This window comes from Serratia sp. Je.1.23.a (assembly GCF_051129805.1).
In the GTDB taxonomy this organism is placed as follows: domain Bacteria; phylum Pseudomonadota; class Gammaproteobacteria; order Enterobacterales; family Enterobacteriaceae; genus Serratia; species Serratia liquefaciens.
In genome coordinates this window covers 1,535,955-1,559,026 of sequence record NZ_JBCPSR010000001.1, presented here as the reverse complement: position 1 = coordinate 1,559,026, position 23,072 = coordinate 1,535,955, and the positions used below count along the sequence as shown (strand labels likewise).

At 55.0% G+C, this 23,072-nt stretch carries 22 protein-coding genes; 10 read left to right on the top strand and 12 right to left on the bottom strand.

All coding sequences use genetic code 11. The features are described from left to right. Positions 1 to 82: 82 nt before the first annotated feature. A complete protein-coding gene (locus AAZT04_RS07515) occupies positions 83 to 931 on the bottom strand; it encodes a GNAT family N-acetyltransferase (protein WP_434679472.1) in 849 nt (282 codons plus the stop codon). Positions 932 to 1,195: 264 nt separating this feature from the next. On the opposite strand from AAZT04_RS07515, the gene AAZT04_RS07510 reads away from it, so the two are divergent. After that, complete coding sequence (locus AAZT04_RS07510) at positions 1,196 to 2,392, top strand: multidrug efflux MFS transporter (protein ID WP_142815229.1); 1,197 nt, start codon at positions 1,196 to 1,198, stop codon at positions 2,390 to 2,392. A gap of 31 nt (positions 2,393 to 2,423) precedes the next feature. Here AAZT04_RS07510 and AAZT04_RS07505 read toward each other — a convergent pair whose 3' ends face one another. The 4 genes from AAZT04_RS07505 to AAZT04_RS07490 all read right to left on the bottom strand — a co-directional run bounded on the left by AAZT04_RS07505 (position 2,424) and on the right by AAZT04_RS07490 (position 5,016). Next, complete coding sequence (locus AAZT04_RS07505; RefSeq protein WP_020826819.1) at positions 2,424 to 2,912, bottom strand: nuclear transport factor 2 family protein; 489 nt, start codon at positions 2,910 to 2,912, stop codon at positions 2,424 to 2,426. Between the two features lie 10 nt (positions 2,913 to 2,922). Then, positions 2,923 to 3,372, bottom strand: coding sequence for a MoaF-related domain-containing protein (locus AAZT04_RS07500; protein ID WP_020826818.1), 450 nt, complete (start codon positions 3,370 to 3,372; stop codon positions 2,923 to 2,925). Between the two features lie 319 nt (positions 3,373 to 3,691). Next, on the bottom strand, positions 3,692 to 4,129 hold the full coding sequence (locus tag AAZT04_RS07495) for a glyoxalase/bleomycin resistance/dioxygenase family protein (protein ID WP_046373601.1): 438 nt from the start codon (positions 4,127 to 4,129) through the stop codon (positions 3,692 to 3,694). Between the two features lie 17 nt (positions 4,130 to 4,146). Further along, positions 4,147 to 5,016, bottom strand: a complete 870-nt coding sequence (locus AAZT04_RS07490; protein WP_048759024.1) for a helix-turn-helix domain-containing protein — start codon at positions 5,014 to 5,016, stop codon at positions 4,147 to 4,149. 177 nt (positions 5,017 to 5,193) lie between these two features. Here AAZT04_RS07490 and AAZT04_RS07485 point away from each other — a divergent pair, with 177 nt between their 5' ends. The 4 genes from AAZT04_RS07485 to AAZT04_RS07470 all read left to right on the top strand — a co-directional run bounded on the left by AAZT04_RS07485 (position 5,194) and on the right by AAZT04_RS07470 (position 9,762). Further along, positions 5,194 to 6,099: a DMT family transporter gene (locus tag AAZT04_RS07485; RefSeq protein WP_020826815.1), complete on the top strand. Its 906-nt coding sequence runs from the start codon at positions 5,194 to 5,196 to the stop codon at positions 6,097 to 6,099. 216 nt (positions 6,100 to 6,315) lie between these two features. After that, positions 6,316 to 7,611 (top strand): cytochrome c, encoded by a 1,296-nt coding sequence (locus tag AAZT04_RS07480; RefSeq protein WP_197820857.1) that lies wholly within the window; start codon positions 6,316 to 6,318, stop codon positions 7,609 to 7,611. Beyond that, positions 7,608 to 8,138 carry a sugar dehydrogenase complex small subunit gene (locus tag AAZT04_RS07475; protein ID WP_046373602.1) on the top strand — a complete coding sequence of 177 codons (531 nt, stop codon included), beginning with the start codon at positions 7,608 to 7,610 and terminating at the stop codon, positions 8,136 to 8,138. Before AAZT04_RS07480 ends, AAZT04_RS07475 begins: the two co-directional genes overlap by 4 nt. A gap of 19 nt (positions 8,139 to 8,157) precedes the next feature. Further along, a complete protein-coding gene (locus tag AAZT04_RS07470; protein ID WP_046373603.1) occupies positions 8,158 to 9,762 on the top strand; it encodes a GMC family oxidoreductase in 1,605 nt (534 codons plus the stop codon). 84 nt (positions 9,763 to 9,846) lie between these two features. Here the strand turns inward: AAZT04_RS07470 and AAZT04_RS07465 are convergent, their stop codons facing one another. Further along, positions 9,847 to 10,887, bottom strand: coding sequence for a LacI family DNA-binding transcriptional regulator (locus AAZT04_RS07465; protein ID WP_197820855.1), 1,041 nt, complete (start codon positions 10,885 to 10,887; stop codon positions 9,847 to 9,849). Between the two features lie 161 nt (positions 10,888 to 11,048). On the opposite strand from AAZT04_RS07465, the gene AAZT04_RS07460 reads away from it, so the two are divergent. The 3 genes from AAZT04_RS07460 to AAZT04_RS07450 all read left to right on the top strand — a co-directional run bounded on the left by AAZT04_RS07460 (position 11,049) and on the right by AAZT04_RS07450 (position 14,120). After that, complete coding sequence (locus AAZT04_RS07460; protein ID WP_232103184.1) at positions 11,049 to 11,879, top strand: SDR family oxidoreductase; 831 nt, start codon at positions 11,049 to 11,051, stop codon at positions 11,877 to 11,879. Further along, positions 11,872 to 13,029, top strand: a complete 1,158-nt coding sequence (locus AAZT04_RS07455) for a phytanoyl-CoA dioxygenase family protein (protein ID WP_041414548.1) — start codon at positions 11,872 to 11,874, stop codon at positions 13,027 to 13,029. The genes AAZT04_RS07460 and AAZT04_RS07455 overlap by 8 nt, the downstream gene beginning before the upstream one ends. An 83-nt stretch (positions 13,030 to 13,112) precedes the next feature. Further along, complete coding sequence (locus AAZT04_RS07450) at positions 13,113 to 14,120, top strand: alpha/beta fold hydrolase (protein ID WP_129982890.1); 1,008 nt, start codon at positions 13,113 to 13,115, stop codon at positions 14,118 to 14,120. Positions 14,121 to 14,177: 57 nt separating this feature from the next. Here the strand turns inward: AAZT04_RS07450 and AAZT04_RS07445 are convergent, their stop codons facing one another. Beyond that, on the bottom strand, positions 14,178 to 15,788 hold the full coding sequence (locus tag AAZT04_RS07445; RefSeq protein ID WP_128864934.1) for a serralysin family metalloprotease: 1,611 nt from the start codon (positions 15,786 to 15,788) through the stop codon (positions 14,178 to 14,180). Positions 15,789 to 16,206: 418 nt separating this feature from the next. Between AAZT04_RS07445 and AAZT04_RS07440 the strand changes: the two genes are divergently transcribed. Continuing rightward, positions 16,207 to 16,566, top strand: coding sequence for an AprI/Inh family metalloprotease inhibitor (locus tag AAZT04_RS07440; RefSeq protein WP_048759042.1), 360 nt, complete (start codon positions 16,207 to 16,209; stop codon positions 16,564 to 16,566). 38 nt (positions 16,567 to 16,604) lie between these two features. Here AAZT04_RS07440 and AAZT04_RS07435 read toward each other — a convergent pair whose 3' ends face one another. Next, positions 16,605 to 17,126 (bottom strand): chromate transporter, encoded by a 522-nt coding sequence (locus AAZT04_RS07435; protein WP_434679465.1) that lies wholly within the window; start codon positions 17,124 to 17,126, stop codon positions 16,605 to 16,607. Further along, on the bottom strand, positions 17,123 to 17,695 hold the full coding sequence (locus tag AAZT04_RS07430; RefSeq protein WP_020826804.1) for a chromate transporter: 573 nt from the start codon (positions 17,693 to 17,695) through the stop codon (positions 17,123 to 17,125). Before AAZT04_RS07430 ends, AAZT04_RS07435 begins: the two co-directional genes overlap by 4 nt. Before the next feature lie 99 nt (positions 17,696 to 17,794). Here AAZT04_RS07430 and AAZT04_RS07425 point away from each other — a divergent pair, with 99 nt between their 5' ends. After that, on the top strand, positions 17,795 to 18,715 hold the full coding sequence (locus AAZT04_RS07425; protein ID WP_020826803.1) for a LysR family transcriptional regulator: 921 nt from the start codon (positions 17,795 to 17,797) through the stop codon (positions 18,713 to 18,715). Here the strand turns inward: AAZT04_RS07425 and licT are convergent. The 3 genes from licT to AAZT04_RS07410 are packed head-to-tail and all read right to left on the bottom strand — an operon-like array spanning position 18,712 to position 22,852. After that, entirely contained in the window at positions 18,712 to 19,551 is an 840-nt protein-coding gene (gene licT / locus AAZT04_RS07420; RefSeq protein WP_020826802.1) for a BglG family transcription antiterminator LicT, read from the bottom strand. The two genes, AAZT04_RS07425 and licT, sit on opposite strands and share 4 nt — an antisense overlap. A 26-nt stretch (positions 19,552 to 19,577) precedes the next feature. Then, positions 19,578 to 20,990, bottom strand: coding sequence for a glycoside hydrolase family 1 protein (locus tag AAZT04_RS07415; RefSeq protein WP_434679461.1), 1,413 nt, complete (start codon positions 20,988 to 20,990; stop codon positions 19,578 to 19,580). After that, complete coding sequence (locus AAZT04_RS07410) at positions 20,987 to 22,852, bottom strand: beta-glucoside-specific PTS transporter subunit IIABC (protein WP_434679459.1); 1,866 nt, start codon at positions 22,850 to 22,852, stop codon at positions 20,987 to 20,989. The genes AAZT04_RS07415 and AAZT04_RS07410 overlap by 4 nt, the downstream gene beginning before the upstream one ends. Positions 22,853 to 23,072 lie beyond the last annotated feature (220 nt).

Here is a 23,072-nt window from a genome sequence, read left to right as displayed (position 1 = left end):
CATAGTCATCAGTTGATAACTATTGCACAACATTTGGGCAATGCATCGGGCGATGCACCACCCTGAACCCTTAATTTCAATTTTATGACCAGGCTTGCGAAACCAGTGAAAATGTCAGTGCAACGTCGCAATCCGGTCTATGGGGCACGCTACGCACCATCATGGTCGGCGTATCGACACAGGGTAAACCGCGCTCGGCCAGCCAAGGGCTGAGGCCGCTGGCCAGAGGAGTATCCACCCGCACAAACTCGCCCTGACAAGGCAGGCATAAGGCGTCAACCATGGCAATGGCCCCCGTTAGATCAGGCGCAACCACTGGGCCAATCATGTTGCCGTGACCAAAACGACGTCGGAAGGCAAATCCGACGGCAATCCCCTGCTGCTCCAGCACCAAAGCCTGTTCGGCGCTTGCCAACATTGCGGCCAACAGGGGTTGGCGGCTGAGGCCACTGGCGGCCAAATCCAGCTCAACCAGGGTGGCAAGATCCTGCGGCAAGGCCGGCCGTAGCCTTGCCCCCTTTGGCAAAGGTGCGGTATGGCCTGCCGGCATCTCCCGGCATTGGTGCTGCGCCAGTAATCCCTGATCGATAAACCCCAATTTTTGGTACAGCGGTTTGCCTTGATCGGTCGCTACCAGATGAAGCTGATAGTCGGGCAAAGGCGCTATCATCTGCTGCAACATGGCTCTGGCGATACCTTGCCCACGACATTGCTCTGCAACAATCACCAACCCTAGCGTGGCCCGTTGGTCGCCCCATAGCCAGCGCAAGGCGCAGCCAACCACGTCTCCCTCGACTTCAGCGATCACCCCGCCACCCAATGACCACGCTTGCTGCCAATCTTCCAGCCGATGCGGCCACTGTATTTTTTGCGACAGTAGATGTACGGGCGCTACATCGGCCGCCCCCATCTCTCGCAGCGTAAACGTCATTTCCCGCGTCTCCTGAACAATGCTGATTCCTTGCTATAGCACCATGACGGCATCGCCGATGGCAACCGGCAATCTTGCGTTACCGGTGATCATTTTACAGTAGCATTACGGCGCCATAGCGCGGGATACCGCCGTTACAGAGCCATCCGCCAACCGGCAGGTTTTACTTTTGTTCACTTATTTCATCCGTCATGCCCTGGTAACCGGTGTTATTATTATCTTGCTCAATAATTCCCTCCTAATTCAAAGTGGTACGACAAGCTGATGGAAGCGTGGAAACTCAATCTGATTTCGGTCTGGCTCGGCTGTTTCTTCACCGGGCTGGCAATGAGCCAAATCCTCCCTTTTCTGCCGCTGTACGTCGAACAGCTCGGCGTCAGCGGTCACCAGTCACTCAGCATTTGGTCGGGCCTGGTGTTCAGCGGCACTTTTTTGGTGTCTGCACTGGTGTCGCCGCTGTGGGGCAGCCTGGCGGACCGCAAAGGCCGCAAGCTGATGCTGTTGCGCGCCTCGCTGGGCATGGCTATTGTCATTGCACTGCAGGGCATGGTCACTAACGTTTATCAGCTGTTTGCGCTGCGTGCGTTGATGGGCCTGACCTCCGGCTATATCCCCAATGCAATGGCGCTGGTTGCCTCGCAGGTGCCGCGCGATAAAAGCGGTTGGGCGCTGGGCACCTTGTCCACCGGTCAAATTTCCGGAGTGATAGCCGGCCCGCTGCTCGGCGGGCTGATGGCGGACCACTTGGGGTTGCGCGTGGTGTTTTTCGTTACCGCTGGGCTGATGTTCGTCAGCTTTTTGATTACCTTGTTCCTGATAAAAGAGCGGCGTATCGAGGTAAAAAAAGCCGACCGATTGAGCGGCAAGGCCGTTTTCCAGTCGCTGCCCTATCCTGCGCTGATTGTAACGCTGTTTATCAGCACCCTGATGATCCAACTTGCCAACTCCTCCATCAGCCCGATACTGACGCTGTTTATAAAAGAGTTGTCAGGTGATAGCGGTAATATCGCCTTTATTAGCGGCATGATTGCCGCCGTGCCTGGGGTGGCGGCGTTGATTTCCGCACCACGCCTCGGCCGGCTGGGCGATCGTATTGGCACCGCACGCATTCTGCTGGCGGCGCTGGGGCTAACCACCCTGCTGTTCGCCATCATGGCCTGGGTGGAAACACCGCTCCAGTTGGGGATCCTGCGTTTTCTGCTGGGCTTTGCCGACGGTGCCCTGATGCCTGCGGTACAGACGCTGTTGTTGAAGTACTCTTCCGATCAGGTCACCGGCCGTATCTTCGGCTATAACCAGTCGTTTATGTATCTTGGCAACGTGGTCGGTCCGTTGATTGGTTCTGGGGTTTCGGCGCTGATGGGGTTCCGCTGGGTATTTGCCGTCACGGCGGTGTTGGTGCTGCTCAATTGCTTACAGGTACGCAGGCAGTTCAAACAGGTCGAGAATGGGCGCAGATGAGTAACAGGGCCGCCGGAGCGGCCCTGTTGCGTTAGAACATGGTGTTGTCGTTGGCCGATTTCTCCGGCACTTCCTGATTGACATCCCAGTGTTCGGTGATTTTACCCTGATTGTTCACCCGATAAATATCCACGCTGGCGGTACCGCGGTCTTGTGGATTGTTTTTATACAATACGTGGACATACACCAGGTCGCCGCTCACTGCACTGCGGTATATTTTCGCGCTGAACTGTGGATTATCTTTAAAATTCTGGCTGAAGAAATCCAGGAACGGTTTAATGCCATCGCCAACAAACGGATTATGTTGCTTGTAGTTTTCCACTATCAGCCGCTGCGCCACGCTGATATCATGCTTATTAAAGAAACCGGCGTACAGATCTTCCACTACCTTTAATTTCTTTTGATCCTGAATGTTTTTATTTCCAGCGACTTTATGAGGCTCGCTGTTTTTAACCGCCAATGCAGGGTAATTAGCCAGCATACTGCCGACGATAACCAAAGGGATAAATACCTTTTTCATTGTAGCTCCTTTATTTTCCTGAGTGACCTATGATTTTCAATTGCCCTTTCAGATGGGTGAAAGTCCCATCCTTACTGGCGATATTGGTGTAGACCTCACCCCGCTGAAAATCCTCGACATGAGTGACATTATCGCCGGACTTGGGTTCGCTCCAGTAAACCATGTAGACCTTGGGACGTATCTCAACCGCCGTATACTGAACGGTGTCGGTTACGCCCTGAGAGGCCGCGCCAACCCCCGTAAAGGTCATGGTTTTGTCGTCGGTGAAATCCAGTTTGAAGGCAAAATCGCCGAAAGTAACCTGCACAACTTTTCCGGCCGCGATAAACGACGGCTGCGTTTGCTGGGCCGTAACATCCTTATTTGGCATATTGATATTCTCCGCCATTGCCGTAGGTAATATCATCGTCATTCCCAGGGATATTAATGTTGTCATCCCTACCCTTGCTAATTTGCCCATAGTTCCCTCTTCCTTTCCTTGGTTGAAAACGAGAATCATTATTATTTTAGCGATGGGTGTGGAATATAAGAATTATCTCTATTTAATTTTCCTTAGCGTGTAATTATGAGCACCCTAATTTTATTTTGGCCTCTAAAGAAAGGAAATAACGATCTATGGATGATGTTTTTATCTAACTGACAGGAATAACTATCACCAATCAAATGAAGAGCTCGAGAACAATAGGTTTATCGGTTAGGGTTTTGAATAAGCTAATAATAAATTTTTCTAAAAAACGATATATCCCCCACCAGCGGCGAGGGAATTAGACCAGTGAAAATCAATCACGCAACCAAGGGGTAAAGGTAACGCCAATCAATAGCCCTTCAGGGCTGAGCAACCGTGTGACACTCTGGCCCCAAGGCTCTTCGCGATTGGCAACCAGCAGACGGTAGCCACGGTCAATCAACCCCTGAGTTGCCAGCGCCATATCAGCGACGTCAAATTCCATCCAGGCTTGCGGCACCGGCAGGTCTGTCGGCCATTGATCGCTGCCAAAACACGACTGCGCGGCCTGCGCCAGCGGCCAGAGAGCAAAGTGCTTCACGCCGTCCAGCGCGCCGTGCTCGCTCAGCAGATAATCGGCATTGCCTTCCATCGGCTTCAACGGCAGCCCCAGGGCATCGACGTAAAATGCCTTGCTGTGCTCTGTTTGTTGGGTAATAGGCCCAAATCCGGCGACAAACAACACGCCCAGTCCTGCGAACTGCTGTTCCATGTTCTCTCCTGTTGAGGTTAACGCCCCTGACGCCGCTGCGTTGGGGAACATCCATAGGCCACTTTGAAGCGATTGCTGAAATGACTGGCGGAGCTGAAACCGCACTCCAGCGCTATCTGCGTCAACGGCAACTGACTGTGGCAAAGCAACTGCTCTGCCTGTTGTAGCCGTGCGCGCATGACAAACTGATGCGGCGCCAGACCGGTGTCATGTTTGAACATACGGGCGAAGTGGAACTCGCTCAGCCCCGCCTGCGCGGCCAAATCGGCCAATACCAGCGGCAGATCCAGATGCTGCTCGATATACTCTTTCACCCGTTTGGCAACGGCCGGGGCCAGACCGCCACGGACCTGCGGCAGCGTCCATTGCAGTTCACTGTAGCGCTGAACCAGACAGGTCATCAGCAGCGTTGTGGCACTGCTGAGGGACAGCTGATTGGCCCGTTCCTGCCAGTTGCAACTGAGTAGAAACTGGCGATACAGCAAGGTGATTTGCGGGTCTTCGGCAAACGCGTTGGGCACCAGATTTATCGACGCCGGGCTGCGATCCCAGATTTGTTCCGCCACCTGACGCAGGTGCTTATCGGTACAGTAAAGGTGGACGAAAGACAGATCGCTGCGCACGTCCCAGGTGGATTCATACTGGCGCGGCATAATGCAGAAACGGTCAGGTCCGCCGCCGTTTCTCCACCCTCCGGGCACTTTTTGATAGCACTCGTAACCGTCGGCGACGTACAGGCTCAGAGTATGATGCTCCGCGCTTTCCTGGGTAATACGGTCGTCACTGTTGGACCAGGCGGCCAGCTCCACGCCGCAGCTTAATCGCACACTGTCGTGCAACTGCGCTTTATGTTCCCGCAGCGTTTCAAACGCCTTGTATCTGGACATTACCGACCCCGCTTTGCTCGATCTTTCCAGTTTAGAGAGTGGCGCGGTGCCATACCAGCCATCAGCACGCGCTTTTGCCAAAAAAAGCGCAAGAATATGCAATTGCTCGCAAAGCGCTGAAAGCGCGGCGCCGTGCAGCGGCGGATACTGAGCCTATCCATTTTGCCGGAGTTAATTATGAACGTGCTGTTGTACCTTGCCGTGGTGCTGATTTGGGGCACCACCTGGATTGCCATTACCCTGCAGCAGGAAGGCCCGGTGGCCATTCCCGTTTCCATCAGTTACCGTTTTGTGGTTTCCGCAGTAGTGATGCTCGTCATTCTTTTATTGGCACGACGCCTGCGCCGTATCGCCCTGCGCGACCATCTGTTTTGCGTCCTGCAAGGCTGCTGCGTTTTCGGTTTTAACTTCTACTGTTTTTACCATGCCGCAGCCTACATCAGCAGCGGGCTGGAATCGGTGATTTTCTCGATGGCAGTGCTATTCAATGCCGTTAACGGCATTATTTTCTTTCGCCAGCGCCCTAGCCCCAATCTGTTACCGGCTGCGGTGCTGGGCCTGACCGGGATCGTCGCCCTGTTCTGGCAAGATCTGGTGGCAACGCAAATGGCGCCGGACCTGTTGAAAGGCATCGGGCTGAGCGCTCTTGGCACCTACGGCTTCTCTTTGGGGAATATGATCAGCTCCCGCCACCAGCGGCATGGGCTGGACATTCTTTCCACCAATACCTATGCCATGAGCTACGGCGCAATCCTGATGGCGCTGATTGCGTTGGCCCAGGGTGCCTCATTCCAGATTGAGTTCAGCACCCGTTACATCGGCTCGTTGCTGTATCTGGCGATTTTCGGCTCGGTGATTGCCTTTGCGGCCTATTTCAGCCTGCTGGGGCGGATCGGCGCCGGGGCGGCTGCCTACAGCACCCTGCTGTTTCCTCTGGTGGCACTGACGATTTCAACCCTGTATGAAGGCTATCAGTGGCACACCAATGCGGTGATAGGCCTGTGCCTGATCCTGCTTGGCAATCTGGTGATGTTTGCCAAACCGGGCCGGTTTGCTGGGTTATGGCGGCGCCCGGTGGCATAAACATACGTCAAAAGCGCCTGAACCCAAGGCGCTTTATCCCAAAACTCCCCAATCTGACTCCGCCATTTAAACCCCACTAAAAATTAACAATTAATGCTGAACGACAGACATAACCGTTGACATTAGCGGACGCAGATCAATACATTGAATACTAAATCGTTACAGTATTTTTGTATCTTAACGCTATATATCACCATTTTGGTTTGGAAAACAAAGATGAGTAATAAAAAAACTCATTGGAGTATAAAGAGGCTGACCCGTTTCCTGGTCGTCGTGATGCCTTTATATTCTTCATTGAGTTACGCGCAAACTGCTGACGCAGAGAGTGATTTTGCACAGCACAAAGGCCGTTATTTAGCCATTGCTTCAGACTGTGTGGCCTGCCATACCGCGTCGGGTGGCAAGCCTTTTAGCGGGGGGTTGGCTATGCCATTGCCCATGGGCAATATTTACTCCACCAACATCACGCCAGATAAAACCTACGGTATTGGCGAATATACATTGGAAGATTTTAAGAAGGTATTACGGGAAGGGATTAGACGTGATGGTTCAAATCTTTATCCGGCAATGCCATTCCCCTCTTACACCAAGTTAACGGACGAAGACATTGCCAACCTGTATGCCTATTTTATGCATGGCGTTGAGCCTGTTAACCAACCGAATAAAAAGCCTGACTTCTCTTGGCCCCTTACCCTGCGCTGGCCGCTGATGGCCTGGAATACTCTATTTCTGGAGAAAGGGGCTTATCAATACAAATCAGACCGCAGCCCAGAGTGGAACCGTGGCGCTTATTTGGTGCAAGGCGCCGCACACTGCGGCTCTTGCCACACCCCCCGCGGATTGGGCATGCAAGAAAAAGCCTATGACGAAAGCCAGAAAGGTTTCCTGGCCGGCGCCAAGATTGGCGGCTGGGAGGCGTTTAACATCACCAGCGACAAAGCATCTGGTATCGGTAGCTGGACACAGCAGGAGATCGTTCAATATCTGAAAACAGGCAATGTCCCCTTTAAATCTCAGGCAGCCGGTTCCATGGCTGAAGCCATTACCCACAGCTTCAGCAAAATGAATGATTCGGACCTGAACGCCATTGCAGGGTATTTGAAAGACATACAGGCCGTAGGTGATGAACAGACCCGACCGCGCTCATCTCAGGTGCAGCCGAGGCCGAACGGCGAAATGCCGGGCGCCAACATTTATCTGAACAATTGTGCAAGCTGCCATGGCGGAGAAGGTGCCGGCACAACGGACGGTTATTACCCTTCAATGCTCGGCAACAGCGTGATCGGTGCGAACGACGCCAACAACCTGATTCAGGTCATTCTACACGGCGCCAACGTGAACAACGGTAAGGACCACTACTTTATGCCCGCGTTCTCAGATCAGTTGAGCAATCAACAAATCGCTCAACTGGCTGAATATCTGGTGGAAAGCTTCGGCGGACATGCACTCAACGTCACCCCCGATCAGGTTGAAAAACTGCGTGGTTCCAGCAATGAGGACGTAGTGCAATGAAAAAAGAGAGCAAAAGTAAAGCGAGCTACGGCTTTTCTCGTCGCCATCTATTGAAAAGCACCCTCATCGCGGGGGCTGCCTTTCTGTCGGTCAATGCCGTTTCAACCCCGCTAAAACGGCTCGATGACAAACACACAGAGGTGCTTTTTAATCAGTTGGCTCAGTGGCTGACCCTCCGACAGAACCTCGATTCGGCATTTACCGCTGCCATGTATTCAACCATGGCGTCCCATACCGAGAAATTTGGCGACAGGCTCGCCATGTTGGAAAAAAGGATAAGCGATAGTGGTGCCCCCGATGTGCAATCCTTTATTTCTGCCCTGCCCGCAGAGGATGAAAATCGGAAATTAGCACTGCTAATTATAGAGAGCTTTTATACCGGTAATGTAGGGCGTGGCCGCCAGGCCGTAGTAGTGAATTACGAGAAAGCCTTGATGTTCCAGGCAACGAGTGATGTGACCGTGATCCCTACCTATATTCGCGCGCGACCCAATTACTGGATAGCCACGCCAAATTTAGAAAATTGAAGATCATTAGTGAGCAAATATGGCCATTGAATATGATTGCGACATTATCGTCGTGGGTGCCGGTATTTTAGGCGGTGCTATTGCGAACAGCCTTGTCAGGCAAGGAAGATCCGTCATCATTTTAGAGGCGGGCCCCCGCGTTAAGCGTGCGGAAATCCTTGAAGCATTTCGCCAATATGGGAATAAATCAGATTATAACGGCCCTTACCCAGACCTGCCCTGGGCGCCCAAGTCGGCGACCGGCAAGTATTCTGACGACTATATTGAGAGCGTGGGCAATATTACCCAAAAGCCTTCCTTCTTGCGTCTGGTTGGGGGAACCACCTGGCACTGGGGCGGGGCAACCTGGCGTAATCTGCCTGCCGACTTCAAATTAAAAACGCTCTATGGGCACGGACGCGACTGGCCCATTGACTACGACACGCTGGAACCCTGGTACCAATTGGCCGAAGAAGAAATTGGCGTGAGCGGCTCCGATACCGATGACCAGCGTGGCCATGGTGAAGAACCCTATCCCCCACGCTCCAAACCTTATCCCATGGCGATGCAACCCTGGACCTATCTGACCCAGCAGGTAGCGGAAAAAGTCTCCAGTGCACATCACCACTTCGTCGATGAACCCAACGCACGTGCGACCCGCCCCTATCAAGGGCGACCAATATGCGCGGGTAACAACAACTGTGCCCCTATCTGCCCGATCGGTGCTCAGTTCTCTGGCGATAAGCCGGTCGTTTGGGCAGAGCATCGGGGGGCAAAGCTGCGGGTGAATGCGGTGGTTTACCGTATCGAAAAAGGCCCGGACAACAAAATCGTCGCCGTGCACTATAAGAATCCGCAGGGGGAAAGTACGCGCCTCACGGCTCGCTATTTCGTGCTGGCTGCCCATGGGGTAGAAACACCGAAATTGATGCTGATGTCGGACATAGGCAACTCGTCGGATCAGGTCGGACGTAACATGATGGGGCATACTGGGCGGGCTATCGCCATGCTGGCGAAAGATCCCGTTTGGGCAGGTCGTGGTCCGACGCAGCAGGGAAGCATCAACACCTGGCGCGACACGCCGCTGCGACGCCAGCATGCGGCAATCCGCCACTTTCTCGATAATACCGTCCCTAACGAGTTGATCACCAAGCGTTTGCTGGACCAGGGTATCGTCGGCCCTGAGCTGGATCGTCTTATTCGTCACAATAGCGCACGCTACCTGAAAATTGCGTCCTACGTCGAGGTATTACCCGATCCCGCGAACCGCGTCACTTTGAGCAATAAGCGCGATGCGCTTAATTTGCCGACGCCGCGTATCAATTACGACATCGCACATGAATACACCCTGAACGCCATGGGCCAACTTTATCAAGACTATGAGCAGTTCAAGGCGTTATTTGGCGCCACTGAAGTGCTAAATGACATCCAGGCATGGGTACCCAGTTCCCATATCATGGGCACCACTATTATGGGCAGTGATCCACGGGACTCGGTGGTCAACCACGAGTGCCGCTCCTTCGATCATGCCAATCTCTTTATCACCAGCACCAGCGTCCACCCCAGCTCTACCGTGGTGAATCCAACCTTAACCGGCTATGCCATTGCCCTGCGCGTTGCCGATATTATCAATAAAGAGATTTAATAACCTATTGCTGTTAAAAAGAGCCCGTCACCAGGCTGATTTCCCCCTTCGCCACCGGTTCGCCGGTGGCAAAAACCTTCGGCGTTAAACACCGGCAGAGGGTTCGTCGACCATTGAAAGATTAAACGGCGTCACCACGCTAACCCTTGAAAAGGCATGCGTGATGATATTGCCGGGAACAAAGCCGTGGTGTTGCAAAATGGCCTGGAAGGCATTGCGCGCGTCCCGTTGTAAATCGTGGTCGATCACCGCATCAATCCGCTCTTGTGCCAGCAGTTGGCGATTCTCCTGATCCAAATCGTGGCCGATAAACGCCGCCAGCGGCCGATGTTGCCGGCTGAACGCCTCAACAATCGCTGAGTTCCCGCCACCGACGCTGTAAACCGCGTGAATATCCGGATGACAGCGCAACGTTTCCGTCACTCGTGCCAGAGTCGGTGCATACACCCCCAGGCCACCGCTAATGTCCACCACGCTCAGATGCGGTGCCCTTTCCCGCAGCCATTGACGGAATCCACTCTCTCTTTCTTCTTCGCCGCGAAAACCCTGGCTGCTGATCACCACTGCCACCCGCTGCGGCTGGGGCGGTAACCAGCGTGCCATCAGATAAGCCGCTGTACGACCGGCGGCTCGGTTATCCATGCCGATATAGCTGATGCGCCGACTTTGTGGCAGATCGGTCACTATGGTCACCACCGGTATGCCCTGCTGCTGCAACAAACCGACGCTGTCATTGAGCAATTGCTCATCGCTCACCTTCAGGATCACCCCGTAGGAGCCCTGGCTACGGCAGCGCTCGAGCACCTGCTGCAGTTCAGCGGTACCGATCTGTTCGAAAATATGAAAGCGCAGCGTAATGCGAAACGGCACAAAAGCACTCAACTGGCTACACAGTGCATCCGTAACCAACTGACTGAAACGCTGCGGCGTGTGCATCACCACGTCAATCGGCAGCGTACGGCCGCTGGCCAGGCCGCTGCGCTGCTGATTTTCCAAATCCTGCAGCGCCTGCTCAATACGCCGCAAGGTTTGTTGATGCACCTTGCCCCGCTGATGCAGCGCGCGATCGACCGTTGCCTTGCTGACGCCCGCCTGCCCGGCAATTTGCTTGATAGAGAATTTCATGACGTCACCAAATTGAGGTCTTTTTGAGGTTTCAGTGAGGTTTTGTTAACAAAATGTAGATGCTAGTGTTAGCAATAGCAAGATGAAGATAAAAACAACCGATTGATTTTCAATATCAAAAATTATCTGAGGCTGACGCAATGCACGAGAATGTAAACACTATGTTTTCAGGAAACTATTACGTGGTGACGGGGGCAACCCAGGGGCTGGGCGCTGCGGTGGCACAACTGCTGGCCGAGCGCGGAGCCGCAGGGCTGATGCTTTGCGGCCGCAATCAGAAAGCGGGGGCCGCCCAGGCAGAGAAGTTACGCGCTACCGGTTGCGATGCCCGATTCGTCACCGCTGACATTGCCGATCCGGCAGCCTGCCGCAACGTCATTGCCGAAGCGGAAAAGGCTTTCGGTACCCTGCATGGGTTGGTTAACTGCGCCGGCATGTCCGACCGCGGTACCATAATCGACACCACGCCAGAGCTGTTCGACGCCATTTTCGCCGTCAATATTCGCGCACCCTTCTTCTTGATGCAGGAAGCCATCAAAGTGATGATCAAGCATCAGGTTGCGGGTTCCATCGTTAACATCATTACCATTACTGCGCACGGGGGTCAGTCGTTTCTCGCGCCTTATGCCGCGTCAAAAGGCGCACTGATCACCCTGACCAAAAACGTCGCCTTCAGCGCCATGCGCAACCGCATCCGGGTAAACGGCCTGAATATCGGCTGGATGGACACGCCACATGAGCATGAAATTCAGCGCCAGTATCACGACGCCGATGAGAATTGGTTAGCGCAGGCGGAACGGCAACAGCCGTTTGGGCGCTTGTTGAAACCACGGGAAGTGGCGCGTGCGGTGGCGTTCTTGCTGTCTGAGGAGTCCGGAATGATGACCGGCGCGGTTGTCGACTTCGATCAGGGGGTGATTGGCTGCGGCGATGGCGGCTCACCAAAACCGGACCACCCGCTGAGCCTGAACTCGGGAGCACATCATGACTGAAACTCTTTTTTTACAGCCTGACCGGCTTTCGGTTGATGACTTTGGCCAGACATGTGAGCAGTCGCTCACATTGAGTGACTATCCACTGGCGGCCGACGCGCAAAAAAACGTACTGATTTATCACGCTGCCACGCTGATTGAGTGTGCGCAAACCGATAAAACCTCGGTATTGAGTGAGCTGCACCGGGCGCTTTCCACCGGCCCAGGCGTGCTGGTGATTAAAAACACCTATCCCGACAAGAGCATCATAGAGCGCCACAACCGGGTTTTCGAGGCCATTTTCCAGGAAGAAGCCGCCAGAGGGAACGCGGGCGATCACTTCTCTGCCGCCGGCAATAACGGCCGCATCTGGAATTCTCTGCAAAAGGCCGCCCAGCACGATCCCGATGCTTTTATTGATTACTACGCCAACCCTGTGCTGGCGTTGGTCAGCGAAGCCTGGCTCGGGCCCTGGTATCAAATGACGGCGCAGGTCAACGTAGTGCGCCCTGGGGGCAAAGCACAGCAACCGCACCGTGACTACCATCTGGGCTTTCAGGAAAATCAGGACGTACAACGTTTTCCGTTGCCGTTGCAACTGCTGTCCCAGTATCTGACGCTGCAAGGTGCGGTGGCGCATTCCGCAATGCCGCTGGAGTCCGGCCCAACTCAATTACTCCCGTTCTCACACCAGTATCCCGGCGGCTACCTGGCCTGGCGACGTCCGGAGTTTATCGACTATTTCCAGCAACATGCCGTACAGCTGCCGCTGGAGCTGGGAGACACGCTGTTCTTTAACCCGGCGCTGTTCCATGCTGCGGGCAACAATGTCACCCACGACCATGTGCGCATCGCCAATCTGTTGCAGGTCTCATCGGCATTCGGCAAGCCGATGGAAACCGTGAACCGTTTGCGCCTGCTGCAGCAGATCTATCCGGCGTTGCTGCGACGCTATCAAGCAGGAGAACTGCTGGGTGCGGAGTTGGCGGCGACCGTCGCGGCGGCGGCAGACGGCTACTCTTTCCCCACCAATCTGGACAGCGATCCGCCGCTGGCCGGACTGGCTCCGCAGACCCAGCAGCAGTTGCTGATGCAGGCGCTGCAGGCGGATTGGGCCCCCGCGCATTTCAACCAGCAGCTTGAGCGCCAACAACAGTTGCGCAGCGCCTAGCGTTTCATGCCTCCTTTTCATCAGGGAGGCATGGTCTTTACGGCTATACTCAGACTCTTGCCGATTTTCATAAGGACATCAGGATGCTGAGATTGACCCGTCGAGTCGCGCTAGCCGCTGCTCTGGCCGCCTTTTCTGCCAGCGTGGCTGCCGAAACACCCAAATACGGTCAGGAGCTACAGGGCTTTCACTACCCTTACCCGCTGCAACAATTCAGCTTCAGCTCTCAGGGGCAGCAGTTAAGCATGGGCTATATGGACGTGCCGCCAGAGGGCGATGCCAACGGCCATACTGTGGTGCTGATGCACGGCAAAAACTTCTGCGCCGCCACCTGGCAAGACACCATCAAAGCGCTAAGCAAGGTCGGTTATCGGGTGATCGCGCCCGATCAAATTGGCTTTTGCAGCTCCACCAAACCGCAGCACTACCAATACAGCTTTCAGCAGTTGGCGAACAATACCCACGCGCTATTGAATAACCTGAAAATCGCTAAAGCGGTGATCGTCGGCCATTCTACCGGCGGTATGCTGGCAACCCGCTATAGCCTGATGTACCCGCAGGCGGTGGAACGGCTGGTGATGGTCAATCCGATTGGGCTGGAAGACTGGAAAGCCAAAGGCGTGCCGTGGCGCAGCGTCGATCGGTGGTTCGAGCGTGAATTGAAAACCTCCGCTGCCGGTATTCGACAGTACGAACTGCAGACCTATTATGTTGGCCGCTGGAAGCCGGAATATGACCGCTGGGTCGATATGCTGGCCGGGCTGAACAATGGGCCTGGCCATCGCCTGGTGGCCTGGAACTCGGCGCTGATTTACGACATGATTTTCACCCAGCCGGTGTTCTACGAGTTCAAGGATCTACGAACGCCGACCACCTTGATGATTGGCACCGCCGACACCACCGCCATCGGCAGCGATATCGCTCCCCCCGCCGTCAAGGCTCAGCTCGGGCACTATAATCTGCTGGGGAAACAGGTGGCGAAAATGATCCCGCACGCCAACCTGATCGAATTCCCGGGCCTGGGGCATGCGCCGCAAATGGAAGAGCCCGAACGGTTCAATCAGGCGCTGATCAGGGCTCTGCGCCCTTAAAAACCGGAGATGGCGGCTTGAGAAAAAGGGCCCTCGGGCCCTTATCAAGCGCGGCACTCAGGCAAACAGAATATCGCTTTGCTCCACCTGGCCTACGACCTGGATTTTGAAATCCGCCGCATAGCTGTCGTTATGGGTATTCAGCAATAAATCGGTCGTGCCGTTAAAGGTATCGAAGTTAAGTTTGAACTCGCCTTTCTGTCCGCTGAAGCTGTCTGCACTGTCGATCAATCGCAGTTCACTCAGGCTGTTGTTGAAACGCAGCCCGGAAAGGTCGATCTTGTCGACGCCGTGCTCGAAATCCTCGATCACATCGAATGCCGTCGTGGTGGACTCATTAGCATTGAGGTAAACGAAATAATCGGCGAAGTTGTTGGCGTCTTTACCACCCCACAGATGGTCCGCCCCCAACCCGCCATACAACATGTCCGAACCGGCATTGCCGGCCAGTAAATTGTCCTGTTCGTTGCCGATGAGCACATCACGACCACTGCCACCAATGGCGTTCTCGATCACCGCATTATTGGCGATCGATACGTTCTGCGTGCCGCCGCCGACGCTGGAAAAGGCGCCGTCATTGAGATTAATCAGTTGCTGCTGGCTGTAGCCGGAAAAATCCAGCGTGTCGTTGCCGCCCGCGTCCCATACCGCAAAGTTCACCGGCTTGCCGTTATCCGCCGTTGCGGTCAGGAAGTCACGCCCGGTATTGGAATTAAAGCCGTACACCGAATCCCCGGTGCGCGTTTCCATATTGGCACCGTACAGTTTCTGCATCGCGGCGATGTCGTCAATCATCGGGCCATAACCGTTGACCCCTTTGGTATCGGAGCCGGTGTTATTGCCGCTGAAGTAGCTCATTATCGAATATTGTACCGAATCCTGATAATACACGGCGTCATCGATATAAGTGGGGTCCTTGTCGTCGGAAGCATCATAATCGCCCGGGTGCATCAAGCCCAATGCATGGCCAATTTCATGGGTGAAGGTCTGGCTGCTGAAATCCCCCGGCACCGGCGCTTGATGAGTAAGAAAACCTTTATTAAACCAGACCGTACCGGCGTAGCTGTTATCATCCGCAGGATCAGAGGTGGCGGGATAGTAACCAAAGGCATTGTCATCCGCAGCGCTGCCATCGGCTTTCTGGGTGTAATAAGCGAAGGTGATGTCTGCCCGGTGGTTCAGATCCGTGGACTGCGCTTCGGTAAAGGTGACATTTGCCACGTCTGCCCAGGCCTGCATCGATTTTAACGCCTGGCTTTTAGCCGCTTCGGTCAACGGCTCCAGCCCTTTATTGGCGTTGTTACCCGTTCCGGTTCTGCCGATAACATCCAGCGCTTCCTGGGTCAGGAAGGAAAAGGTCAGATCTGCCGGCTGATGGAAAACGTTGTCGCCGTTGTGCGTATACCCGCTGCGAGTCAGCTGATCGGCAGCGCGCTCGGAGCTGTAGTTTTCGCGGGTCTTGCCCCAGGTAGTCAGCGGGCCGGTACCTCGCTGGTTGCTGTAGAGATTGGCATTATCCAACGTCAGATAAGCGCCATAGCCCAGTCCATTGTAGATGCTGCCGGTTTGGTGATAGTAGAATTGATAGTTGGGATCGTGGGGGGATGTGGCCGCCAGGCCGGTAAACGCTTCGTCATCTTGCAAAATTTCATTGTGATTGCGGTTCATCGCATTCTCCTTTACACAATAGGAATTCAGTCAATTGGTGAGGCATTCAATCAAAATAACTAATGGGAACATTCCAGTTCCGCAATCCAGCATAGGGAATTAGTCTGACGGCGCAACCATACAACAGTGGAATAATAAGCAGGCATTTCAAATCGAATAAAATCATTAAAACTATTAAAAACAAATAATTGAAAAATATAGACCACAATAATAAGAAGACTACTGGCTTTAATTGCTCGTCATTTATACTGCGGGTTATTCATTGATTCAGAATAAACGAGTATTAAAATCACTTATCCTTGGATCACCCAGCAACAAGGATCGTGCTATGGTATTAACGGATTTCAGTAAGGAGTGGCCGATGTCGAGATTTCTCTCTTTGCGCGCACTCAGGCGCGTTGCCCTGACAGGAGTTGTTATGAGCCTTATGTTAAGCAGCACTACCTTTGCCAGTTCACTGCCCCTGCTGGCCCCCTCTGCGCTGAAGGGGCACTGGCAGTTGAACGATGCCGAAGGCAAAGCCCCAGCCTGCAACGTTGAATTAAGCGATGAACTGATCGAAGGGACTAACGCCTACCGTTTCACCGCTTCAGAGCAGTGTCTGCAACCCTTGTCGCTCACCGAACTGCCGGTGGCCTGGCGTCCGACGCCGGACGGCATGACGCTGACCAATGCCGACGGTAGCATGGTAGCGTTTCTGGCGCTGACGGCCCCCAAACGCTATGAAGTGATGAACCATAACGGCAAGCCCCGCTTTTCGCTGACGCCGCGCCAGTAACTCACTCTGGCGGCAGCAGCCCCTGCCGCCAATATCGATTACGCCACCAACAGCCCCAGTATTGCCCCGCTCGCCAACACCCATAATGGGTGGATACGTTTGCTCATGCTCAGCACCGTTGCCAGCAGGATAATCATCGCCAACGGCCAATTCGGTGCGGAAGCTTCGGCAATCAGCACGCCACTGGCCGCCACCAAACCAACGGTCACCGGCACCAATCCACTTTGCACCCGACGCCGCCAGGGCTTGTCCTTGAAGCGTCGCCAGACGCCCATCACCAGCAGGGTAACAATCGACGACGGGCCGAACTTGGCGATGGAGGACACCAACAGCCCGGCCCACCCGGCCACGTGCCACCCCACCAGCGGCACAATCATCATATTCGGCCCTGGCGCGGCCTGCGCCATGGCGAACAGCGCACTGAACTCCTGCGCGCTCATCCATTGGTGAACCTCCACCACCTGACGCTGCATTTCCGGTAGAATGGTCATTCCGCCGCCAAATGCCAGCAGTGACAGCTCGGTGAATATGATCGCCAGCGAGATCAATACCGCCATCATGAGCGATCCCTCCACCACATCAGCAGGATGCTCAGCGGCGCCAATGTCAGCATGGTCGGCAGTAAGGGCAAGCGTAGCCAAGCGATGGCGATCAGACACAGCGCCACAATGCCCAGTGCCAGCCATTTACCGCGCAGCGGCAGCAGCATCTTCACCCCGGTAGACAGCAACAAACCGGCCGCCGCGGCAGCCAGACCGGCAAATACGTGTTGTACATGCGCGTCATTTTGGAAGCGGGCATAAACCATACCCAAACCGACTACGATGGCCGTCGGTGCGCTGATCAGCCCCAGCAGGGCGCAAAAAGCCCCACGCAGGCCGCGAAACTCCATGCCAACCGCTACCGAAAGGTTAATCACGTTGCCACCCGGCAAAAACTGGCACAGCCCCAGCAGCTCGGTAAACTGCTGACCACTGAGCCAGCGGCGATCTTCCACCAGCATATTGCGCGCCAACGGCAGTACGCCGCCAAAGCCAATCAGCCCGAGCATCAGAAAGCCCAAAAACAACTCGCCGTTGCCCGGCGGTGCTGCCTGCGGGTCATTTTTTACCGCATCAGATTCCGACATTGTCCGTTCCACATCGCTTATTTTGATGGCTGGTATGATGCGCGTCGCCATGACATGATGTCTAATGCATTTCACAAGCAACAAGGATACCTTCAAGGTATGTCAATGATCGAACTTCGCCGCCTGCGGGCTTTCGTTACCGTGGTGGAAGAAGGCAACATCACCCGCGCCGCCGAGCGACTGTTTATACAACAACCGCCGTTGACCCGCCTGCTACAGGGGCTGGAAGAGGAATTGGGGGTAAAACTGCTGCAACGCCTGCCCCGTGGCGTACGCGTTACCGAAGCCGGCAGCGTGTTGTTCAATGAAGCGCGGGCGCTACTGACGCGGGCAGAGCATCTGACCGAAGCAGTACACCGCGCCGCCCGGGGTGAACAAGGGCATATCGCTATCGGCTTCACCAGCTCCGCCGCATTGCATCCCTTCGTGCCCAATCTGCTGCGCCGCTACCGTGAGATCCTGCCTGGCATTACCACTCAGTTGGAAGAGGCAGGCAGCGGCGAACTGTTGGATGCCTTGGTGGATGAGCGGCTCGACGTGGCCTTTGTCCGCTCGCCGGTGGGCGGTATTCCTGGTTTGACAATTGAGCCTGTGCTGCGCGAACCGATGCTGATCGCCCTGCCCATCGGTCACCCGCTGGCCACCCATGACGACCAACCGCTACCGCTGACTGCGTTAACCCGGGAGGCCTTTATTCTTTATCGTCGCCCGGCGGGCCAGGGCTTGTATGATGCCATTCTGGCGGCCTGCCACGGTGCCGGGTTCAGCCCGCGCGTTATTCAGGAAGCCCCGCGCCTGCCCGCAACCCTTAGCCTGGTAGGTGCCGGTCTGGGGTTGTCGATCGTACCGGCCTCCATGCGGCGGTTGGGCGGGGACGGCATCGTTTACCGAACCATTGCCGAACAGGCCCAGCTCAGCGCGCCGCTTTATCTGGCGCTGCGCAGCAACCGGACGTCGGCCATCATCCAACGCTTTCGCGATCTGGTGGCCGAAGCCGTCAGCGAGCAGTCGCCCGGCTAATCTGACCGGTCGGCGATACGCGTCAGATGGATCACCAGATACAGCAGTTCATCGTTCGACATCTCCATCTGCAGCAGATTCTTCACGTAGTCGCGGATCAGCAGTGCGCCGCGATAGGCATGCGGATACTCCCTGGTCACCTGCGCGAAGATAAAGTCGTCTTTCGACGCCATTTGCTGCCCTTCGACCATTCGCTGTATGAAAAACTGCATATGCACCAAAAAACGCGAGTAGTTGAGCGAGTCAGTGTCGATCGTGATGCGAAAATGGTATTTGATGATATTGAAAATGTCTTTCAGCATCTTCACCGACAGCAGCGTGTGCTCCATGTTCTGCACGTCGGTTTGACCATTAACCAGATGAAAAGCAATATTGCCCGCCTCTTCTTCCGGCAGCGCAATGTTCAACCGCCGGTTGATGTGTGCCAGTGCCTGGCTCGCCACTGCGAACTCCTGCGGGTAAAAGCGCTTCACCTCGAACAACAGGCGATTTTGGATTGCGATACCCTTGTGATAGCGCTCAATGGCGAAACTGATGTGGTCCGCCAGGGTGAAGAAAATCTGCTCGTTAATTCGCCCGTTAAGCTGCCGGTTAGCCTCCGCCAGGATCATCTGCACAATCTCGATGTGCTCTTCCGGCGTGGTTTCAATCAGCCGCAGGTAATCGCGGCCCTTTTGACTGTTCTGCACCACATACACTTTCTCTATCGCGGCCGGGTCGAGAACGTCACCCACTTTGCTGTTAAAGCCAATACCCTTGCCCATCACGATAGCTTCATTGTTATCGTCATCCGCCGATAGCACCAGGCTATTATTGAGTACCTTAATGACTTTCATCGTCGCGGCCACACCCTCTGTTTTTATTATCGTTGCCGGCCATTGGAGCCAATCAGCCGTTGGTACCAGTCAAAACTGCGCTTTTTGATCCGCCGCAGATCCTTCAGATCCTGCTCACCCCGGTTTACATAGATAAACCCGTAGCGCTTGGCATAGCCCTGATGGGTGCTGACCACGTCTATTGCCGCCCAGGGGCAATAGCCGATCAGTTCGACGCCGTCGTTGATGGCCAACTGCATCTGTTCGACGTGTTGTCGCATAAACTCGATGCGGTAATCGTCGTTGATTGTATCATCGGCCTGTAGCTGGTCCGGGGCGCCAATGCCGTTTTCAGTAATTAATATCGGTAAATGGTAACGCTCCGCGGTTTTACGTAGCGTCAGCCGCAATCCGACAGGATCGATCACCCAGCCGTAGCGGGTTTTACCGACGAACGGGTTCTCCGCAGCACGATACACGCCCGGTTCCCCCAGCATGATTTGCTGATCGCCGGCTCGCGCGCTGATGTCCGACGCATCGCCTCGGCTGGCGGCAATGGTGGCGGTCGAGTAATAATTTATCGCCACGAAGTCCGGTTTGCCCTGCAGCAACAGCGCCGCATCACCGGGTTCCATCCGTGGCGCCAATTGACGATCCAGCAGGTAACGCCAGGCCAGCGGGTTATAACGACCCTGCACGGCCACGTCGAGGAAGCTCCAGCAACGCAGCGTTTCCCAGTTATGGGCGGCGATGGCATCCAGCGGATTGCAGGTTTCCTGATACATCGAGGTGGTATTTATCGCCGGGCCAATCTTCCCGGCCGGGCAGCGCTGATGATACAGCGCCATCACCCTGGCCTGAGCCAGCAACATATGGTGGCTTTGCTGATACAGCACTCGCCTGGACGGCAGCTCACCGCCCTTCGGCGTGCCAATGGCGCCCGGATGCAGGATCATAGTGTTCTGCTCGTTGATGGTCAGCCAATACTTTACCCGGTCACCGAATGCGTCAAACAACACTTCGGCATAATCGACAAAGGCATCGATGGTGGCGCGATTCGACCAACCGCCCTGTTGCTCAAGTACATAAGGCAGATCGAAGTGATAGAGCGTTACCACAGGCTCTATGCCATGGCTCAGCAGTTCATCAATCAACTGGCGATAAAAATCCAGCCCTGCGGCGTTGACCTCACCGGTCCCCTGCGGCAGCACTCGCGTCCAGGCAATCGAGAAACGATAGGCCTTTAACCCCAGCTCGGCAAACAGCTGCACATCCTCTCGGAAGCGGTGATAGTGATCGCTGGCGACCTTAAAATCAGCGGTTTCTGCCGGGTGATCAAGCATATCCACAATCGATGGACTTTTGCCGTCTTCGTTCCAGGCCCCCTCCACCTGATAGGCAGAGGTGGAAGCCCCCCACAGAAAATCTGCGGGGAAATCGTTCAGTCGTTGGTAAATCATGCCTGCTCCTGCTGCGCATTATTAAGGGTGATGATGGGCTGCCCAAAATCCACTGCCCCCGGTTGGCGGCAATTCAGCTGAGGAAAAGCTTCGCTATTAACCACCAGCACCGGTGTGGTGATGTCGTAACCCAACCCGACGATCGCCGCCAGATCAAAGCGCACCAGTTCATCTCCCACCTGGACGCGGTCGCCCACTTTAAGCTCGGAAGCGAAATGCTGTCCCGCCAGATTGACCGTATCAATGCCGATATGCACCAGCAGCTCGACGCCGTTGTCACCTTTGATACCGACCGCATGCATGGATGGCAGGAACGTCACTACTTCCCCCGTCAGCGGCGCGCGCAACACGCCTTCCTGCGGCCGTATTGCGACACCCTGACCCAATAGCCCCTGTGAGAACACGTCGTCGTTAACCTGCGCCAATGCCACCAGTTGACCATTGAGCGGACTGACAATTTGCTGTTCGGAGCCACTGACGGCCTCCGAGACCCCGGATCCCGTTTCTTCAACCGGATCGTCGAACCCCAGCATCCAGGTCAGTGCAAAAGTCACCACAATGGCAATGGCGCAGGTGATCAGCGCATGGACAATGTTCATTGGGTTTTCGCCGATAAACGCCGGCAGCGCCGCTAATCCAGGAGAAACAAAGGCATAGCGCACCAGCCCACTCAGCCCGGCGTAAATACCGGCACAGCCGCCGCCGATCATTGCTGCAATCAGCGGTTTGCGCAGTTTGAGCGTCACGCCGTACAACGAAGGCTCGGTGATACCCAGCAGCGCGGTGAAACCCGCAGAGGACGCCAGCTGGCGCAGATTTTTGTTTTTGGTGCGAAAGGCCACGCACAGCGTCGCAGCCCCCTGTGCAATGTTGGAAGCCAACATGCCTGGGCCGTTAATCATTTCGAAACCATTTTTACTCAGTTGACCGGTAGCAATCGGCGTCATTGCCCAGGCCGTACCGGTGATCACCAGAAACGGCTGGAGGCCGCCCATCAGCATCGGGATCAGCCAACTGGCTTTACCGTCGACGATAGCGGCACCGGCGGCCACCAGATCGTTGAGGAAAATACCGAACGGCCCTACCACCACCAACGCCAACGGGGCGGTCACCAACAGAATAATCATAGGTTTGGTGAAGAACTTGATCATCGTCGGCGACACTTTCTCGGCAAACCGTTCGATATAGGACATTAACCAGACGGTGAAAATGATCGGCAACACCGAGCCGGCGTAATCCGCCAGGCGCACCGGTATGCCGACGAAATCAATCACCGTGCCCGCCGCCAGCATCTGTGCCAAATTGGGGTGCAGCAACGCGCCGGCAATGGTCATTGCCAGGATCGGGTTACATTCGAATTTGATTGCCGCACCGTAGGCCAGCAGCACCGGCAAGAAGAAAAAGGCCGCATCGGCGATGGTGTCCAGCAGATGGTAGGTCGGGCTGGCGGCATCTATCACTCCGGTCAGTTTGAGGATCGCCAGCAGCGCCTTAATCATCCCCGCACCGGTGATAGCCGGGATCACCGGTGTGAAAGTGGTTGAAATAACGCTGATAATCTGTGAAATCACCCCGCCCCGCGCCTGGGAATTTTTCTCACTCTGACGGCCACTGAGATCGCCGAATTCTTTTTGCATCGCGCGGAAGGTTTGCTGCACGTTGTTGCCGACCACGATCTGAAACTGGCCACCACGTTCCACCACGCTGATCACCCCAGGCAAGGACTCGATCGCTTTCGCTTGTACCTTGCTGTCATCGTTAAACTCCATCCGCAGTCGGGTGGCACAGTGCGTCAGTTTGCTGACGTTGTCCTTGCCCCCGACCTGCAGCAAAATTTCCAGGCCCAACTGTTTGTAATCCATCGAATATCCCCGGTAAAAAAGCAAAAAAAAAGACCAAAATCAAAATGCGCCTCATCACAAGGAGAGGTGCATTCCTATTTTGGTCTTGCCTGCCTGAGCAGTAACACGCCGTAATAAAAATGTCTGGCGATCGTTAAGATCGCGGCGAAAGTATCGTCATAGTTGCCATTTTTCGGCAATAGTCTTAGTTACGCTTTGTGATTCACATCACTCTTTACCG

What these genes read in the sequence shown, in the direction of transcription:
- AAZT04_RS07515 (WP_434679472.1), bottom strand. Translation starts at nt 931, where the DNA reads ATGACGTTTACGCTGCGAGAGATGGGGGCGGCCGATGTAGCGCCCGTA.
- AAZT04_RS07485 (WP_020826815.1), top strand. Translation starts at nt 5,194, where the DNA reads ATGAACGTGCTGTTGTACCTTGCCGTGGTGCTGATTTGGGGCACCACC.
- AAZT04_RS07475 (WP_046373602.1), top strand. Translation starts at nt 7,608, where the DNA reads ATGAAAAAAGAGAGCAAAAGTAAAGCGAGCTACGGCTTTTCTCGTCGC.
- AAZT04_RS07435 (WP_434679465.1), bottom strand. Translation starts at nt 17,126, where the DNA reads ATGATGGCGGTATTGATCTCGCTGGCGATCATATTCACCGAGCTGTCA.
- AAZT04_RS07465 (WP_197820855.1), bottom strand. Translation starts at nt 10,887, where the DNA reads ATGAAATTCTCTATCAAGCAAATTGCCGGGCAGGCGGGCGTCAGCAAG.
- AAZT04_RS07440 (WP_048759042.1), top strand. Translation starts at nt 16,207, where the DNA reads ATGAGCCTTATGTTAAGCAGCACTACCTTTGCCAGTTCACTGCCCCTG.
- AAZT04_RS07510 (WP_142815229.1), top strand. Translation starts at nt 1,196, where the DNA reads ATGGAAGCGTGGAAACTCAATCTGATTTCGGTCTGGCTCGGCTGTTTC.
- AAZT04_RS07495 (WP_046373601.1), bottom strand. Translation starts at nt 4,129, where the DNA reads ATGGAACAGCAGTTCGCAGGACTGGGCGTGTTGTTTGTCGCCGGATTT.
- AAZT04_RS07455 (WP_041414548.1), top strand. Translation starts at nt 11,872, where the DNA reads ATGACTGAAACTCTTTTTTTACAGCCTGACCGGCTTTCGGTTGATGAC.
- AAZT04_RS07410 (WP_434679459.1), bottom strand. Translation starts at nt 22,852, where the DNA reads ATGGATTACAAACAGTTGGGCCTGGAAATTTTGCTGCAGGTCGGGGGC.
- AAZT04_RS07450 (WP_129982890.1), top strand. Translation starts at nt 13,113, where the DNA reads ATGCTGAGATTGACCCGTCGAGTCGCGCTAGCCGCTGCTCTGGCCGCC.
- licT (WP_020826802.1), bottom strand. Translation starts at nt 19,551, where the DNA reads ATGAAAGTCATTAAGGTACTCAATAATAGCCTGGTGCTATCGGCGGAT.
- AAZT04_RS07430 (WP_020826804.1), bottom strand. Translation starts at nt 17,695, where the DNA reads ATGTCGGAATCTGATGCGGTAAAAAATGACCCGCAGGCAGCACCGCCG.
- AAZT04_RS07505 (WP_020826819.1), bottom strand. Translation starts at nt 2,912, where the DNA reads ATGAAAAAGGTATTTATCCCTTTGGTTATCGTCGGCAGTATGCTGGCT.
- AAZT04_RS07480 (WP_197820857.1), top strand. Translation starts at nt 6,316, where the DNA reads ATGAGTAATAAAAAAACTCATTGGAGTATAAAGAGGCTGACCCGTTTC.
- AAZT04_RS07425 (WP_020826803.1), top strand. Translation starts at nt 17,795, where the DNA reads ATGTCAATGATCGAACTTCGCCGCCTGCGGGCTTTCGTTACCGTGGTG.
- AAZT04_RS07445 (WP_128864934.1), bottom strand. Translation starts at nt 15,788, where the DNA reads ATGAACCGCAATCACAATGAAATTTTGCAAGATGACGAAGCGTTTACC.
- AAZT04_RS07490 (WP_048759024.1), bottom strand. Translation starts at nt 5,016, where the DNA reads ATGTCCAGATACAAGGCGTTTGAAACGCTGCGGGAACATAAAGCGCAG.
- AAZT04_RS07415 (WP_434679461.1), bottom strand. Translation starts at nt 20,990, where the DNA reads ATGATTTACCAACGACTGAACGATTTCCCCGCAGATTTTCTGTGGGGG.
- AAZT04_RS07460 (WP_232103184.1), top strand. Translation starts at nt 11,049, where the DNA reads ATGTTTTCAGGAAACTATTACGTGGTGACGGGGGCAACCCAGGGGCTG.
- AAZT04_RS07470 (WP_046373603.1), top strand. Translation starts at nt 8,158, where the DNA reads ATGGCCATTGAATATGATTGCGACATTATCGTCGTGGGTGCCGGTATT.
- AAZT04_RS07500 (WP_020826818.1), bottom strand. Translation starts at nt 3,372, where the DNA reads ATGGGCAAATTAGCAAGGGTAGGGATGACAACATTAATATCCCTGGGA.